18 protein-coding genes are annotated in these 16,166 nt (G+C 47.4%); 5 read left to right on the top strand and 13 right to left on the bottom strand.

The genetic code is table 11. The features are described from left to right. Positions 1-2 precede the first annotated feature (2 nt). From KVT36_RS19430 to KVT36_RS19415, 4 genes are read right to left on the bottom strand one after another with little or no spacing between them, the layout of a single operon-like run. Entirely contained in the window at positions 3-269 is a 267-nt protein-coding gene (locus KVT36_RS19430; protein WP_217605123.1) for a hypothetical protein, read from the bottom strand. Next, positions 266-1,678 (bottom strand): radical SAM protein, encoded by a 1,413-nt coding sequence (locus KVT36_RS19425; protein ID WP_217605122.1) that lies wholly within the window; start codon positions 1,676-1,678, stop codon positions 266-268. Before KVT36_RS19425 ends, KVT36_RS19430 begins: the two co-directional genes overlap by 4 nt. Beyond that, complete coding sequence (locus tag KVT36_RS19420) at positions 1,671-2,429, bottom strand: prolipoprotein diacylglyceryl transferase family protein (protein ID WP_217605121.1); 759 nt, start codon at positions 2,427-2,429, stop codon at positions 1,671-1,673. The genes KVT36_RS19425 and KVT36_RS19420 overlap by 8 nt, the downstream gene beginning before the upstream one ends. Before the next feature lie 4 nt (positions 2,430-2,433). Beyond that, positions 2,434-3,048, bottom strand: coding sequence for a hypothetical protein (locus tag KVT36_RS19415; RefSeq protein WP_217605120.1), 615 nt, complete (start codon positions 3,046-3,048; stop codon positions 2,434-2,436). Between the two features lie 170 nt (positions 3,049-3,218). On the opposite strand from KVT36_RS19415, the gene KVT36_RS19410 reads away from it, so the two are divergent. Continuing rightward, positions 3,219-4,070: an endonuclease/exonuclease/phosphatase family protein gene (locus KVT36_RS19410; RefSeq protein WP_217605119.1), complete on the top strand. Its 852-nt coding sequence runs from the start codon at positions 3,219-3,221 to the stop codon at positions 4,068-4,070. A gap of 219 nt (positions 4,071-4,289) precedes the next feature. Here KVT36_RS19410 and KVT36_RS19405 read toward each other — a convergent pair whose 3' ends face one another. Then, positions 4,290-5,042 (bottom strand): hypothetical protein, encoded by a 753-nt coding sequence (locus KVT36_RS19405; RefSeq protein ID WP_217605118.1) that lies wholly within the window; start codon positions 5,040-5,042, stop codon positions 4,290-4,292. 174 nt (positions 5,043-5,216) lie between these two features. Next, positions 5,217-6,518, bottom strand: coding sequence for a M28 family peptidase (locus KVT36_RS19400; RefSeq protein ID WP_217605117.1), 1,302 nt, complete (start codon positions 6,516-6,518; stop codon positions 5,217-5,219). Between the two features lie 95 nt (positions 6,519-6,613). On the opposite strand from KVT36_RS19400, the gene ruvB reads away from it, so the two are divergent. Further along, positions 6,614-7,642, top strand: a complete 1,029-nt coding sequence (gene ruvB / locus KVT36_RS19395; protein WP_217605116.1) for a Holliday junction branch migration DNA helicase RuvB — start codon at positions 6,614-6,616, stop codon at positions 7,640-7,642. A 159-nt stretch (positions 7,643-7,801) separates the two neighbouring features. Here ruvB and KVT36_RS19390 read toward each other — a convergent pair whose 3' ends face one another. The 3 genes from KVT36_RS19390 to KVT36_RS19380 all read right to left on the bottom strand — a co-directional run bounded on the left by KVT36_RS19390 (position 7,802) and on the right by KVT36_RS19380 (position 10,523). Then, a complete protein-coding gene (locus tag KVT36_RS19390; protein ID WP_217605115.1) occupies positions 7,802-8,503 on the bottom strand; it encodes a response regulator transcription factor in 702 nt (233 codons plus the stop codon). Between the two features lie 256 nt (positions 8,504-8,759). Next, on the bottom strand, positions 8,760-9,557 hold the full coding sequence (locus KVT36_RS19385; protein ID WP_217605114.1) for a DUF3108 domain-containing protein: 798 nt from the start codon (positions 9,555-9,557) through the stop codon (positions 8,760-8,762). Between the two features lie 9 nt (positions 9,558-9,566). Next, positions 9,567-10,523, bottom strand: a complete 957-nt coding sequence (locus KVT36_RS19380) for a lysylphosphatidylglycerol synthase domain-containing protein (RefSeq protein ID WP_254640099.1) — start codon at positions 10,521-10,523, stop codon at positions 9,567-9,569. A 64-nt stretch (positions 10,524-10,587) separates the two neighbouring features. Here KVT36_RS19380 and ruvC point away from each other — a divergent pair, with 64 nt between their 5' ends. Both ruvC and KVT36_RS19370 read left to right on the top strand, forming a co-directional pair. Continuing rightward, positions 10,588-11,151: a crossover junction endodeoxyribonuclease RuvC gene (gene ruvC, locus KVT36_RS19375; RefSeq protein ID WP_217605113.1), complete on the top strand. Its 564-nt coding sequence runs from the start codon at positions 10,588-10,590 to the stop codon at positions 11,149-11,151. Positions 11,152-11,399: 248 nt separating this feature from the next. Further along, complete coding sequence (locus KVT36_RS19370) at positions 11,400-12,170, top strand: response regulator transcription factor (protein ID WP_217605112.1); 771 nt, start codon at positions 11,400-11,402, stop codon at positions 12,168-12,170. Here the strand turns inward: KVT36_RS19370 and KVT36_RS19365 are convergent. The 4 genes from KVT36_RS19365 to rsmA all read right to left on the bottom strand — a co-directional run bounded on the left by KVT36_RS19365 (position 12,145) and on the right by rsmA (position 14,926). Further along, positions 12,145-12,549 (bottom strand): HIT family protein, encoded by a 405-nt coding sequence (locus KVT36_RS19365; protein ID WP_217605111.1) that lies wholly within the window; start codon positions 12,547-12,549, stop codon positions 12,145-12,147. The two genes, KVT36_RS19370 and KVT36_RS19365, sit on opposite strands and share 26 nt — an antisense overlap. A 115-nt stretch (positions 12,550-12,664) precedes the next feature. Then, positions 12,665-13,138, bottom strand: coding sequence for a transcription elongation factor GreA (greA, locus tag KVT36_RS19360; protein ID WP_217605110.1), 474 nt, complete (start codon positions 13,136-13,138; stop codon positions 12,665-12,667). Positions 13,139-13,250: 112 nt separating this feature from the next. After that, positions 13,251-14,177: an NAD(P)-dependent oxidoreductase gene (locus KVT36_RS19355; RefSeq protein WP_217605109.1), complete on the bottom strand. Its 927-nt coding sequence runs from the start codon at positions 14,175-14,177 to the stop codon at positions 13,251-13,253. Then, on the bottom strand, positions 14,174-14,926 hold the full coding sequence (gene rsmA, locus KVT36_RS19350) for a 16S rRNA (adenine(1518)-N(6)/adenine(1519)-N(6))-dimethyltransferase RsmA (protein WP_217605108.1): 753 nt from the start codon (positions 14,924-14,926) through the stop codon (positions 14,174-14,176). Before rsmA ends, KVT36_RS19355 begins: the two co-directional genes overlap by 4 nt. 74 nt (positions 14,927-15,000) lie before the next feature. Between rsmA and pdxA the strand changes: the two genes are divergently transcribed. After that, positions 15,001-16,062 carry a 4-hydroxythreonine-4-phosphate dehydrogenase PdxA gene (pdxA, locus tag KVT36_RS19345; protein WP_217605107.1) on the top strand — a complete coding sequence of 354 codons (1,062 nt, stop codon included), beginning with the start codon at positions 15,001-15,003 and terminating at the stop codon, positions 16,060-16,062. Positions 16,063-16,166: the final 104 nt, after the last annotated feature.

Here is a 16,166-nt window from a genome sequence, read left to right as displayed (position 1 = left end):
TATTAATGCATATTAATTCCGCCCCCCATCATAAAAGCGGCCGTACACACGGAAAACCCCAGCAGTAAAACAATCCCTGAAGAGATTAAGAATACCTTTGCCCACGGCTCCACTTTGGTGATTAATAATATTAAACCTGCTATTAACATCAGTACAGGAATGACGAGCACACTGGCCATACCGGCGCCAAGGTCAGATGCGCATGCCAGTATGATCACCAGCAGGGCAATCACCGAAACAACCAGGATCTTTTTAAATACCTCACTCATTTTGCAGCTATTTTAGGCGAATAGTCATCAATCAAAGTACGTAAATAGGCTTCTTTTTCATCCCTGTAAAACAGGTTCATAGTTTCAAAGGGAATAATGCGCCCGTCTTTATGCACAATGTGCACGCACGATTTTTTGATAGCCCGCACATCAAAATCATAGGCGTCAATAAACCGCATGATCACAACACGGAAAAGATTGTTATAATTCAGGCCCGGTGCCTGGATCTGCGGCAAACAACATAACAGCGACTGCATATCATTCACGGCAGCATCTGTTGAAATACCGGTGCTAAAGATCTTCAGCACATGTTTGTGCAAAGTTTCATCCTGCTCATATACAATCGTATTCTTTGAATTGTTCAGCAGCACGGCTGGGTCTACAAAACGGGTAAGCGGAAAGGCCTGCCCGCCCAGCTTCAGGGCGTATCCCATCATTAACGCATCAGGGTTGCAGGGCACGGGTATAAGATCGTGCTCATTAAACACATTGGTTTGCGCCAGGATCTGCTGCCGTACTTCCGTAAGTGTAATACGGTCGGTGGCCGGATCAAAACCCTCCGTTCTCCCGGCAATTTGTGTGGGCTGCAGGGTTACGCCCCGCACACATTTCTGCTGCAGCGCAAAATCAATGATCTTACCTATTTCATCATCATTCAACCCCTTTTGTAAAGTAACTACCAGGGTGGTGCTCAGGTCCAGCTCATTCAGGTGCTCCAGCGCCTGCTGCCGTATGTCTGTAAGATCCTTACCCCGCAGCTGCTCCAGCGCTTCGGGCTTAAAGGAATCAAACTGCAGATACACTTCAAAGTCGGGCATATAGGTGGCCAGCCTGGCTGCAAATTCCTTATCCTTTGCAATACGCACGCCATTGGTGTTCAGCATCAGGTGGCGGATGGGTTTTCTTTTGGCAATGTCCAGGATCTCAAAGAACTGGGGGTGGATGGTAGGCTCTCCACCGCTGATCTGCACCAGATCCGGCTGCCCCTCATTGGCCACAATTATATCCAGCATACGCTCAATCTCTTCCAGCGTTCTATGCCGCCCGTAGTGCGGCGATGACATAGCGTAACAGGTAGGGCAGGTAAGGTTACAGCGGTCCGTTACTTCTATTACCGTTAAGCAGCTATGCTGCTCATGATCCTGGCACAGGCCACAATCATAGGGGCAGCCGTAATGTGTATGGGTATTGGTTTTTAGCGGCGCTTCCGATGGTTTATTATAATTACGTGTATTCTTATAATAGGCAATATCCGTAGCTATCAGCACTTTCTCCCGTCCATGTTCAGGGCAGTGTTTGATCATAAACACCTTATCATTCTCAAAAATAACCTTGGCATCTACACGGCGTAAACAGGTACTGCAAAGACTTATGGTAAAGTCATAATAGGTATAATCTTTTTCAGGCATATTGCTTCTGGATTAAACGGGATGGAAAAATGATTGACGGTGCGTAGTATAATAAACCGGCCAGGCAGGTCAGCTGTATACTCCCCAGGCCAAAGGCATACCGGTAGCCTGGTTTAATAAGATCAAGCAAAAAACGGAACAGCAGGTAAGCGATCATGAACAGCTTAAACCGGGCGCCGCATACCAGTGTATATTTCTTTTGGATCCAATACAACATACCGGCCAGCAACAGCAGGTAAATAATTTCGTATATGCTTACCGGATGGCGGATAACACCATCCCCCAGCTCCATGCCCCAGGGCAGGCTGGTGGCCACTCCATAGGTTTCCTCATACACGCCCATGCTGAAACAGCCTATGCGCCCCATGATCATGGCTAGTATTAACGGGTATACGAAAAGGTCGCCGGATGACTGGCGCTCCCCTATTACCTTTTTAATGCTTTCCACCCCAATAAGGCCGCCCAGCAAGCCCCCTACGATTGTTTTATTCTGGTAAATGTATAACAGCGGGTTTTCACTATGCAACAGTGCCGCCGGGTTTTCCAGGGCGCCCAGCAAACGGCTGCCCAGCACAGCCCCGAATATAGCGCCCGCAATCACCCACAGGCGGTTACTGTCCGGCAGGCCATCGCCCTGCTTTTTGCGCAGGTACAAAAAATAGCGAAAGCCCAGGAACATGCCCAGGGTTTCCATTACCGCATGTAATGGCAGTTTCAGGGAAAAAAGTGATACATAAACCGGAAAGTGCACGCTGTTATTGTTTTATCCACAGATCATGTGAAGGGTATCTTTCATAGGCAATAATACCATTTTCCCGGCTCAGATACACGCGGTATATGTGATCTCCCCCTTTCAGGCCCATGGTATCCTTTTCCAGCAGCTCCACGTTATTAAAAGTTCGTCCTTCCAGTATATGGCTGTAATAATAAACCGTTTTGTACGGACCTATTTCCGGTACATACCGTATGCCTGAATCGCCCATGGCGCCGCCGGAAAAGTTAAAATCGTCCAGGGCCAGGCTTACGGTCTGCGCCTCCTGGTTATCTATGTTCAATAATAAATTACCCTTACCGCGCACATACGCATAAATATGGCACCGGGGTCCATTAAACCCTGTTTTAATCTGCTCTGCCGCTGAACGCTCTACCACTTCGATCAGGATACTGTCTTTCTGCTGCCGGCTGTTTATAAAAAACAGCCACTGACCCTGCTGATAAGGAAGCCAGGTATCAAAAGCTGCGTCGCTAAAAGCCGGGCAGCTGATGGTACGTGAACAGAAGGTAAACACCTGCAGCACCGCAAAGGCTACTAAGGTTATCATCACCCAAAAGGTAAAACGGAAGCGGGTTTTAACAGGAGAACGTTGCATAGGTACAGAGTTGTATCTTATAAATTTAAGCTATGCATTGCCGATTTAAAACTTAAATGCCTGTAACCTTTTACAAGCCTACCCGTTACCGGGTGCTTACAAAAAATTAATACGCCCTTTGCCTTTCTTAAAAAAACCCGTAATACTTTTATGAGCTTAATACCATCCTTATGAGTAAAAGATTATTATGGTTGCTGCTTTTGCTTAGCGGCAGCAGCGCAATGGCGCAAATACCGTTAAAGGTGATCACCTTCAACATCCGCATGAATACGCCGGCCGACAGCCTGGATGCATGGCCTTACCGCAAGGACAAAGTGGCCAGTGAAGTGCTTTTTCATGAAGCAGATCTGTTAGGCGTACAGGAAGCTTTATATGTGCAAATGACGGATCTGCAGCAGCGCCTGCCGCAATATAAATACATTGGCGTAGGCCGGGGCGATGGTAAAACAGCAGACGAGTTCTCCGCTATTTTCTATGATACCACGCGGCTGCAGCTGCTGCAGGGCGAAACCTTCTGGTTATCCACTACACCCACAGTACCGGGCAGCAAAGGCTGGGATGCGGCTATTACCCGCATTGTAACCTGGGGCAAGTTCCGTGATAAAAAGACGAAGAAAGTATTCTTCCATTTCAATACTCACTTTGATCATAAAGGAGAGGTTGCGCGCCGGGAAAGCGCCCACCTGCTGTTAAAACAGGTGCATGACATTGCAGGCGCCACACCAGCTATTATTACCGGCGACTTTAATGCTACCCCGGATGATGAGCCTATACAGGTAATTGTAAACAACCAGGACCCGCTGCATTTAACAGACAGCAAGGCTATTAGCCAAACGCCGCATTACGGGCCCACCGGCACTTTCAATGGGTTTAAGAAAGCAGAGCTATCAGACCAGCCCATTGATCATATTTTCCTGAAAGGTAAATTCAAGGTGCTGCAGCATGCTACGCTGTCGCCCACCTGGAAGGGAAGATTTTCTTCTGATCACTTTGCCGTGTTCTGTAAATTATTAATTATTTAATTAAATCCCGGTCATTGCGAGGAGCAAAGTAAAGCCAGTGCGTGTGGGGCGACGAAGCAATCTACTGTTATTCCGGAGATTGCTTCGTCGCCCTTCCCGCTGTAGCTTCGCGCCTCCCCGCAATGACGGAATAATTAATAAAAAAACAGGAACGGAAAGTAACCTGGCAAGCGGTTGTTCTTTCCTGTTCCTGTTTTAATTTCTTCCTTCACTGATCAATCAATCATGCCCATGATCGGCGTGCATACAGCTTTCAAAGCCGCTACGGCATTTCTTACCGGTACCTGTATCCATATTCACATTGATCACCAGGTGACCGCCGCTGAATGAGCCGGTGAAATCCCCGATCTGCAGCTTGGCTGCAATGATCTTCAGATCCAGCTTCAGCTTACCTTTCATAGAGAGGGTGCTGTCCCCTACCACTACATCCCGGGCATCAGCCTTCAGGGTCATGGAGCCGGACAGGCGAATGGTGAACGGTATGTCGTCTCCCTGCCAGGTAATTTTACCTGCAAGCACGGCAGCGGGTTTAGGCTCATTACCTTCGGCCTTTACATATACTTTTACGTACTTGTAAGTGCCTTTGGGAATGTCTATTACCCCCAGGAAACCGATGGCTTTTAATACATCCACCTGCCGGTCGCCTTTGACGCTGAAGTTAACTTCATTGTTGCCTTTTTTGGCACTGAATTTAACTTCCCGTACCCTTAGCATAATTTCTGTCCAGGTAAAATCAAACAGACCGCTGGTTTTAGCCATGGATGGCTTGTTGGTGATAGCTGCCAGCTTTTCTATACCGGCTGCATCCCCGCCAATGGTAGTGGCCGCATTCTCTGCAGACATTTCATAACTGATCTGTCCGTCGGCATTTGCATCCTGTGGCTTTGAAGATTCTTGTTTCGAGCATGCGGAAAAGAAAAGTACTGACGCCAAGGCCAGTCCTCCGCAGACATGGTGGAATTTAGGTTGCATTTTTCGATATGGTTTAAAGTTGGGGAATTGTGAAACCGGAGTGAATATAACCTTTAATGGCGAGATAAAATGTTAACCGGATGCAATTTTAGGTTTTAGATTTACGATTTTAGACTAATTGGTAAAGTGCGTTGACCAAATCTAAAATCGTAAATCTGAAATCTAAAATCAAAATCAGTGTTGCGGCTTTAACCCTTCTGTAGCTACGCGCGAAGGTGTATCCTTCCCATCTACAATAGAAACGGCGCTAACGGCAATAGCCTGTATGGTGCTGGTAATGTTCTGTATATCTAAGGTTTCTACTTCATCATTTACGGAGTGGTATAAACTATCGGTATCTATCTGGTCGGTGGATATAGTGTGTGCCGGTACGCCTAAACGGGCCAGGGTAGCGTTATCCGAGCGGTAAAACAGCTGTTGGTCCGGATAAGGGTCCGGGTAAAAATGGAAGATGGAGCCTTCCAGGTTACGCTGTAAGATCTGCCCGAAATCTGATCTTTCAAAGCCGGTAATAAAAGCGCTGTTCTTGCCAAACTTGGATTCCTTACCGATCATTTCAATATTAAACATAGCCACTACTTTCTCCGGCGGCATGAGCTGGGAAAAGAACCGGGCGCCATAGCTGCCCATCTCTTCACCGGTAAAGGTGGCAAAGATCAGGGTGCGGGCAGGTTTGTGGTTCTTGTAATAATTGGCCAGCATCATTACCGCGGTAGAGCCGCTGGCATCATCATCAGCGCCGTTGGCAATACTATCCTGCTCCACGGGTTTTAAGATACCAATATGATCATAGTGGGCGGAGAAGATCACATATTCATCCGGACGGCTGCTGCCGGGTATCATACCTACCACGTTAAACAATGGCAGGGGTGTTACCTGCTGGCGCACATCCAGGTTCACGCTGCGTATAGCCGTATCAGTGGGTTCCTGCAATACCAGCACCAGGTTGCCGCTGTCTGCCATCTGGAAGTTCTGCTGCAGGTACTCACCGTATTGGCGGAAGCTTTCGCTTTGCGCGGCATCTACCCATACAATGGTATTACCTTTCTGCGAACGCAGGGCCCGTACCCGGTCAAAAAAGTTATCGCCGGATTTAATATGCTGTTCTGCCACCTGGCCTTCCTGGTTCCAGTTCAGCTGTCCGGCCGTACTTTTCACAATAACGTTTTCGGATACACGCTTTTCGCCATTGATGGTCAGGTTCACGCTTACCGGTTTTACGCGGTACATGTAAAAGGTTTGGCGGTAGCCTTTGGCATTCTGCCAGGGCTGCAGGCCGGCCTTTTGAAACTCCTGCTCAATGAACGTAGCTGCCTTATCTATACCGGGCGAGAATGTTTTGCGTCCCTGCATATCATCTGCCGCCAGTGTGCTGATAATACGTTTAACTTCTGAGCTGCTGATACTATCCTGTGAACGGGCATTTAGGCTAAAGGCTGCTAATATGACGGTGGTGGTTAACCAAATTCTGTACATAGAGATGCTTATTATAACACAAATAAACTAATATCTGCATAAACAAGCAAACCCATACGCCATAATTACGTATTTTTGGACACTTTCAGTACATTATGTCTAATCCGCATTTAAGACCAGAAGAAAACCGCCTCAGTGCAGCGGAAAAAGAGTTTGAGAATAGTATACGGCCCAGGGATATCGTTGATTTCTCCGGGCAGGAGCAGATCATTGACAACCTGAAAGTGTTTATTAAAGCGGCTAAAATGCGGGGCGAGGCATTGGATCACATCCTGTTCCATGGCCCTCCGGGACTGGGAAAAACCACCCTCTCGCGCATTGTGTCCAATGAAATGGGGGTAAGCATCAAGGAAACTTCCGGCCCGGTCATAGAAAAACCGGGCGACCTGGCCGGCCTGCTCACAAATTTAGAGGAACGGGATGTATTGTTCATTGACGAAATACACCGCTTAAGCACCGTGGTGGAGGAATACCTGTACTCCGCCATGGAAGATTACCGTATAGATATTATGATAGACAGCGGCCCCAGCGCCCGCTCTATACAAATAAACCTGCATCCTTTTACGCTGATTGGGGCTACCACCCGCAGTGGTTTGCTTACAGCGCCCCTGCTTTCCCGCTTTGGTATTAAATCCCGGCTGGAATACTACAATGCCGCCACCCTGCAAAAGATCATCTGGCGGGCTGCCGGCCTGCTGCAAACCAAGATCACTTCCGATGCGGCTATGGAAATAGCCCGGCGTTCCCGCGGCACCCCGCGTATTGCCAACGGGCTGCTGCGCCGTGTGCGTGATTTTGCGCAGGTAATGGGTAACGGCAGCATTGACATGGCCATTTCCGAGTTCAGCCTGAAAGCGCTGAATGTGGATGAATATGGCCTGGATGATATGGATAACCGCATCCTGAACGTGATCATTGAAAACTTTAAAGGCGGGCCTGTAGGTATTACCACCATTGCCACCGCAGTAGGGGAAGAACCCGGCACCCTGGAAGAAGTGTATGAGCCCTTTCTGATTCAGGAAGGTTTTATTAAACGCACGCCCCGTGGCCGCGAAGTAACGGAAAAAGCCTACACGCATTTGGGTAAGACGCCGAATAAAGGCGGAGGAAGCCTGCTGTTTTAATTACGAATTTTCAATTACGAATGAAGTAGCGATGTAGTAGCCATTTTAATCAGAACTTTAAATTATTTTTTATAAGAAAAGCCCTGCATGTTAATCATGCAGGGCTTTTTTATAATTTATGCTTATAGTCATCCGCCTTAAGTACTACCCAATTCGTAACTACTCCTTTACCACCAGCCTGAAGCCATTGCCGTGAATATTTACGATCTCAATATCCGGATCGTCTTTCAGGTACTTGCGCAGTTTGGCAATGTATACGTCCATACTGCGGCCGTTAAAATAAGTATCGCTGCCCCAGATCTTCTTCAGCGCCAGCTCCCGTGGCAGCAGGTCGTTCTTATGCTCACACAACATGCGCAGCAGCTCATTTTCTTTCGGGGAAAGGGTATGTGATTCACCGTCGTGCACAAGGGTACGCAGGCGGGCATTGAACTCGTAGCGGCCAATAGTAAATTCATGCTGCTCTTCTTCCTTATTGCTGAGCTCCTGGTTACGTTTCAGGATCGCTTTTATTTTCAGCAGCAGCAGCTCGCTGTCAAATGGTTTTACAATGTAATCGTCAGCGCCCAGCTTGTAGCCCTGGATAATGTCTTCCTTCATCGTTTTAGCGGAAAGGAAGAACAGGGGAATGTCCGGGTCTACATCGCGGATCTCCTCCGCCAGCTTAAAGCCATCCATATTGGGCATCATAATATCCAGCAGGCACAGGTCAAACTTTTCCCGGCGAAAGGCCGCCAGGGCCAGTATGCCGTCCCGGCACAATTCCACTTCATAGTCATTTAATTCCAGGTAGTTCTTGAGTACCATACCCAGGTTGGTATCATCTTCTGCCAGCAATATGTTTGGTTTACGCTCTTCCATAATACTTATGGGTTATTAGTTTAAACAAATATAGAATTTTATATAGCAAGAGGTCTTGCTAAATTGTTAAAATCGTCCATGGACCATAGTCCATAGTCCATTGCATACCTCATATGATAAATACTATCCAAGTAGGAAACAGCAGTAACTGCTAACTACAACCCATCATATCACATACTATGTAAAATCAGCACCGGTGAACCAGTCCATGGTCTATGGACCATCAACCATGGACTGCACCGCCTACAGCAGTGCACTAACGTTTATCTACCAACGAAGTAAAGGGATACCGCAGGTTCTTATAATCGATCATGTCCACTACAATGCTGCCTACGGAAATGGCGCTTTGAATGCGCAGGGGTACTTTATTAGGGTCATCGCTCACCCAAACATCCATCTGCTCTCCGCCCTGAAACATGGTGCCTTTGATCAGCAGGGGCTTAAAACGGATGGCCTTAAACTTGCCATAGCGGGTATCTATTACTTCCTTGCCCAGGTAACGGATATAAATGTTGTACACCTGGTCGTCCAGGAACATGTTGAAGGGTATCCTATCATTCACCTTGTACTTGTCAAAGTTAATGTTACGGGCGTAAAACACGGCGCTGATCACATCCTGCACGCATTCCGGCACTTTAAAGGTACCATTGGTGCTGGTGGCTATGTGCTGGGTTTGATCAAAGGTTACATTGTTATAGATCTTATAGCCGCCTTCATTTACATTCCGTACAAACTTCAGGGGCCGCATGCTGGCGGTATCAATATAACTTTCGTATTTATCGCGCACTTTAAAGAACCAGTCGTAGGCACGGTAGGTTTTGCCTTCGCCTATAACATGGTATACATCTTTACCGCCCAGCTTTTCCAGCAGGCACTTAAAGGTGGCCTCTCCGGCGCCCACATACACGCCGCTCAGGCGGTAATATACTTTCAGGGTTATACTTTCTCCGGGTTTAAAACTGCCATTGGTAATACCACAAAATTCACTCTGGGCTTTAACGGGATAACTATGGAACAGACCTGTAAGTAAGAATATGAGTATAAAATACCTCATGGATGGATGCTATTTATCCTTAAAAATCTTTACTCCCAATAACAGGATACTTCCCAGAACGGCCGGCAAAAGCAGGTTTATCAGCCAAATGCCTACAGTAGCAGCAATGATGGCCGCGGTATTATTGCTTAACAAGCCCAGGAAATAGATGCTTACCTTACCTCTCAGCCCCAGCTCAACTACGGCAATGGTGGGCACTAAAGCCATTACCAGGTAGATCACTGCATTCAGCAGAAACCCTTGCCACCACAGCATATCCACACCAAAGGTATCCAGCAAAATCAAATACTGTGCCGAGAAGATCACGTACCGGCAGGCGGAAAGCAGCAGCAGGTATTGCAGATCCGCACTGGTATAGCGGGTGATGATCTGTATAAATACTTTGGCCTTCCTTAGTACCGGTATCTTTTCAAAGATCGCTATTACAATCTGTAACCGAAAATATAATATAATGGTCAAGGCTCCAATAAGCATGAGCACCCCCAGCAAAATTTTTTCCCAGAAGTTAGGGGAAAAATAGGCGTTTGCCTTGATCAGCGGGAAGTTATTGATATAGTAAATGAGCCCTGTTAACCCAAAGATAATAGTAACAATGAGCTGACTGAGGCCGCCGATCATGGTGGCGGCAATAGACTTCAGCTTGTTCTGGTTGCTCATATACAGCATACGGCCACCGTATTCGCCTATACGGTTTGGGGTGTTGATAGACAGGGATACCCCGGACAGCACCGCGCTGAAAGCCCGCAGGAACGATACCTCCTCCAGGGAGCGTACCAGCAGCTGCCACTTACGCGCCTCCAGCCCCCAGTTAAAAAGCATTAATATAAACACTAACGTTAGTGCCACCCCTCCCTTTTGCCGGAGGGTAAACCACATGTGATGTAAAGAAAGGGCCAGATCGGGCTGATGTTTTACCTGGGAGTAGATGGAATAGGCTAACCAGCTAAAAAGGACCGCGCCTAACAGGTAATTGAGAATTATTTTGGTACTTTTGTTCAGACATTAAGATTTTGGCAAAAATAAACCGCGGTTGGCAAACAAGTCAAAAATAATTCTGGGGATAGACCCAGGTACGCTGGTAATGGGGTATGGCCTTATACAGGTTCAAGGCAAAAATGCCAGTCTTATAAAAATGGATGTGCTGAAACTATCCAATCGTAAAGACCACTATGAAAGGCTACAACTGATTCATTCCTGTATTAATGAGCTTATACTGTTACACAAACCTGATTGTTGTGCAATTGAAGCTCCCTTTTTTGGTAAGAACGTTCAAAGTATGTTAAAGCTGGGCCGCGCGCAGGGGGTAGCCATTGCTACTGCCATGCAGGCCGGCCTTACTGTAGCTGAATACTCCCCTAAAAAAGTGAAACAGTCCATTACCGGTAACGGTAATGCCGACAAGGAACAGGTATGGCAGATGTTACAGCGTATACTTACGTTCTCAGAACGGCCCGATTACCTGGATGCAACCGATGCCCTGGCAGTAGCCGTGTGCCATCATTTCCAGGAAAGCAGCCCCCTGGCCGGCCTGCCCAAAGCAAAAGGATGGGAACAATTTTTGCAACAGCACCCCAACCGGATCGTGAGCAAGTAGCTTCCCCAGCCCTGAGGCAGCCCCATTTTGCCCACTGCAAACTGGTAACAGTGAGGAAGTTATACAATCCATCATTAAAAAGGTTATTTTATAAGTTCATAAATTGTATTTATTTTGACTAAAAATCTCCTTGATAACTCCATGAATAACTGGGCCGGGGACAGCGCCATTGCTACAATGATTACCAATTCAAACCGGATTATTCGTAGAAAACGAGACATTTATATTAATTCAGCATCACTGCAACTATGAAAGCAAGAATCCTATTTGTGGAAGATGATCAGAATGTTGGTGCAGCCACGAAACGAAGACTTGAGGAACAGGGCTATGAAGTACGGCATTGTACAGACGGGCTAATGGCCTGGGAAGAGTTCCAGCACCGGACTTTCGATATCTGCCTGCTGGATGTGATGATCCCCAAAAAAGGCGGGGGTCTTGAAAAAGGCGGCATTTCCGAAAAAGACCATGGTTTTGAGCTGGCCAGGCAGATCCGCAAGCGGAATGATTTGATCCCTATCCTGTTCATTACTTCCAAATCCATGATGGAGGATAAGATCGCCGGGTTTAAGACCGGTGCGGATGATTACATTACCAAGCCCATTAACCTGCAGGAGCTGGTTTTGCGGATAGAGGTGTTCCTGAAAAGGACCAAGAACATGGTACAGGCTACCCAGGCGGCAAAACCTTCCCAGTACGTAATTGGCAAGCTCACCTTTGATTACGCCGACCTTAGGCTGCATGACAGTACGCAGGACAAGTCGTTCACCCTTACCCAAAAAGAGGCCGACCTGCTACGGTACCTGTGTGATAATGTCAATAAAGCGCTGAAGCGGGAAGATATCTTATTTAATGTATGGGGCAAGGACGATTACTTCCTGGGCCGCAGCATGGACGTGTTTATTACCAAACTGAGGAAGTATTTTAAATCAGACCCTGAGATAAAGCTGGAAACCCTGCATGGTGTAGGCTTCCGTTTTAATGTGCCCCACACGCCTAATGTGTCAACATCTCTGCCCTGATCTTTTCCTGCACTGCTTTAAACTCCGCCTCCGTCAACTTTAGCTTGGGATGAGCAAAGTTCATATCATCTGCCGAATTGATCGGGATCAGGTGCATGTGCGCATGCGCTACCTCCAGCCCTACTACGCTAACGCCTACCCGGTTACAGGGAAAGGAGCGCTCCAGGGCTTTGGCAATGGGCCGGGCAAATACCAGCCACTCTCCCAGCAGCTCATCCGGCACATCAAAGAATTTGTCAACTTCCAGCTTGGGCACAATCAGCGTATGCCCTTTTACCAGCGGAAAAATATCCAGGAAAGCATAGAAGTGGTCATTCTCTGCTATCTTATAGCTGGGGATCTCTCCTTTAATGATCTTAGTGAAAACGGAAACAGACATACTATTTACGATTTATGATTTACGGGGATTTGAACAGATCTGAAATGCAGATCTAAGATCTGAAATAAAAAACCCCGGCGCAAGGCCGGGGTGGTGTAACAAGTGTATCAGTTTATCAAACGCTTATATTATCAATCTTGAATTTGATGTGCCCGTTAGGCGCCTGTACATCAGCTACCTCGCCTACCTGTTTGCCTAACAAACCTTTACCAATAGGAGAAGTTACAGATATCTTACCCGCTTTCAGATCAGCTTCTGTTTCAGACACCAGCTGGTAGGTAACGGTTTTTTTATTGGCTACATTGGTAATAGTTACCTTACATAAAATGGATACTTTGGAGGTATCAATGGTATCTGCTTCTACTATCCTGGCGGTAGCAATCGCATTTTCCAAAGTAGCAATTTTAGCTTCGTGCAATCCCTGTGCTTCTTTAGCCGCATCGTATTCGGCATTCTCCTTCAGGTCGCCTTTTTCCCGTGCTTCTGAAATGGCCCTGGCAATTTCTGCCCTGCCCTTCGTTTTCAGGGCACTCAGCTCATCCCTCATTAGATCCAGGGTTTCTTTCGTAACATAGTTGACGCCAGACATATCTTTTGGGTTTTAGAAATAAGAAAAAAAAATCAACGCCTCCATTTTCACAGAAGCGTTGGTACTATGTTTGTATTTAGGCAAATATAACTATTTTTCGATTCCGCCCAACTTAAATTCCCAGCTTATCCAATACATAGCGGGGCATTTTAATACTTGCCTCATGGGAGTATCCGGCGATGTGCGGGGTAAGCACTACGTTGGGTAATTGCAGCAAACGTTCCAGCTGTTGCTGCTCTGTTTCTGAATAGGTGGGCAGCTTTTCATTTTCCAGCACATCCAGCCCGGCGCCCGCCAGGGTACCTGCTTCCAGGGCTTCAATAAGGTCCGCTGTATTCACTATTTTACCACGCGCTGTGTTCAGGAAATAGATCCTTTTATGGAACGACTTAAAGAAAGCAGCATTGGCCAGGTGGCGTGTTTCTTCTGTTAAGGGCAGGTGAATGCTGATCACATCTGCCTTTGTGAACAGCTCCTCCATGGTAGCTTCTTTTACATGATCTGTGCTGAAGCCTTTTTTATATTTATCATAGGCCAGTATCTCCACATCAAATCCCTGCAGCTTATGCGCAAAGGCGCCCCCGGTATGCCCAAAGCCAATAATGCCTACGGTGCGGCCATTCAGCTCATAACCCCGGTTGCCATCCCGCTCCCAGATGCCGCGGCGCAGCTCCAGGTTGCTTTTTAAGATATTGTTCATCAGGGCTAACAGCATACCCAGGGCCTGCTCCCCTACTGCATCACAGTTGCCTTCAGGGCTGCTTTCACATTGTATGCCCTTGCTTTCTGCATAAGGCACATCTATCAGCTCCATGCCGGATCCCAGCCGTCCTATCCATTGCAGCTGCGGGGCATTATCTATAAATGATTTGTCTATACGCAGGCGGGTGGTAACTATGAGGCCGGTACAATCATGCACGGCAGCAACCGCTTCATCATATGTAATGGAAGGCTGGTAGCTTACTTCGTATCCTTTTTCTTCCAGTCTGTTCACCAGGTATTCATGCACCTTGGCGGTAATTAATACTTTCTTCTTCATATCATCTTATGCGATAATGCTACAAAATCGGCCACAGAAAGCTCTTCTGCCCTTTTGCTGAAGAGGCTGTCCTGCAGGTATTCCTTATCAAATAATGTTTTTAACGGGTTGCGCAGCTGTTTACGGCGCTGGTTAAAAGCGGTTTTCACCAGGTTAAAGAACTTGCGCTCACTGGCAATCTCATAGGGCTGTTCCAGGCGGGTAAGCCTTATTACGGCCGACTTTACTTTGGGCGGCGGGTTAAAACACTGCTCATGTACTTCAAACAGGTACTCTACCCGGTACCAGGCCTGTAACAGCACGCTCAAAATGCCATAATCCTTATTGCCATGGCTGGCGGCAATGCGCAGCGCTACCTCTTTCTGGAACATGCCTACCACCTCCGGCACCTGGGTTTTCCATTCCAGCACCCGGAACATGATCTGGGAAGATATGTTGTAAGGGAAATTGCCGATAACGCTAAACTGGCCCTGGAAGGGTACTTCCATATCCAGGAAGCTCTTGTGAATGAGCTTGTCCTTTATATCAGGATAAGTTTTTTCCAGGTACTGCACTTTTTCCCTATCCAGCTCCACGGCTTTAAAGTTAATACCCGGTACCTGCAGCAGGTATTTGGTGATGGCGCCCGCGCCGGGGCCTACTTCCAGCACTTGCTGGCCTTGGATTACAGGTAACGACTGGACAATCTTTTTGCACATGTTCTCATCTTTGAGGAAGTGCTGGCCCAGTGATTTCTTTAATGTGTACATGTTCCCGCAAAGATACCAAATACCGCATTGTACTTTGTATTTGGTATCTTTGTATCTTGGTATTTTATCCACCCATGAGTAATACGCACACTAACAAACCGGTTATCGGCATCACCGTAGGTGATCTGAACAGCATTGGTACGGAGCTCGTTATCAAAACCTTTACGGATAACAGGATGCTGGAGTTCTGCACTCCCGTGATCTTTGCTTCCAATAAAACCATTAACTTCTACCGGAAGCTGATGAATGAGAACAACTTCAATTACCAGAGCCTGAAAGAGTTTGCCCGCCTGAACCACAAGCAGGTGAATGTTTTCAATTGCTGGGAAGAGGAAGTGCAGATTATGCCGGGCGCGCTGAATGAAGCCGGCGGCAAATATGCAGCCCGCTCCTTAGCCGTGGCTATCCAATGCCTGAAAGATGGCGTTATACAAGGGCTGGTAACCGCGCCTATTCACAAAAAGAATATACAAAGCGCCGACTTCAATTACACGGGGCATACGCCTTTCCTGCGGGATGCCTTTAGTGCAAAGGATGTGCTGATGTTTATGACGGCCGATAATATGCGTATTGGCCTGCTTACAGAACATGTGCCGGTAGCGGAAGTAGCCCAATATGTAACAAAGGAAAATATCCTGGGTAAGCTGCAGCTGATGCAGGACAGCCTGATCAAAGACTTTGGGATTGACAGCCCCCGCATTGCGGTGCTGGGCTTAAACCCCCATGCCGGCGATGACGGGCTGATAGGCCAGGAAGAAATTAATGAGATCATCCCCGCTATTAATAAAGCTAAAAGCAACGGCATCCTGGCCTTTGGGCCTTACAGCGCCGATGCGTTCTTTGCCCGTACCATGTATGCCCAGTTTGACGGGGTGCTGGCTATGTACCACGATCAGGGCCTGATACCCTTTAAATCACTGGCCAGCGGCGAAGGTATTAACTACACCGCCGGGCTGCCTATTGTACGCACTTCCCCGGACCACGGTACCGCGTTTGACATTGCCGGTAAGAACCTGGCAGATGCCGCCTCTTTCCGGCAGGCCATTTTCAGCTGCCTGGATATCCTGGAAAAGCGCGAGATCTATGCGGAAAATACCCGGAACCCGCTGAAGAAGATGGAGCTGGCATCGGAGTAGCTTGCAGTTAGCTGTTAGGTGTTAGCTGTTAGCTGCCTGGTATGGCAGACATCATATAACTTTAGAAACTTGCAATACAGATGATTGTATAAAGGAGGCCAGTT

The organism is Chitinophaga sp. GbtcB8 (assembly GCF_019091455.1).
In the GTDB taxonomy this organism is placed as follows: Bacteria; Bacteroidota; Bacteroidia; order Chitinophagales; family Chitinophagaceae; genus Chitinophaga.
This window is presented reverse-complemented; position numbering and strand designations above follow the sequence as displayed.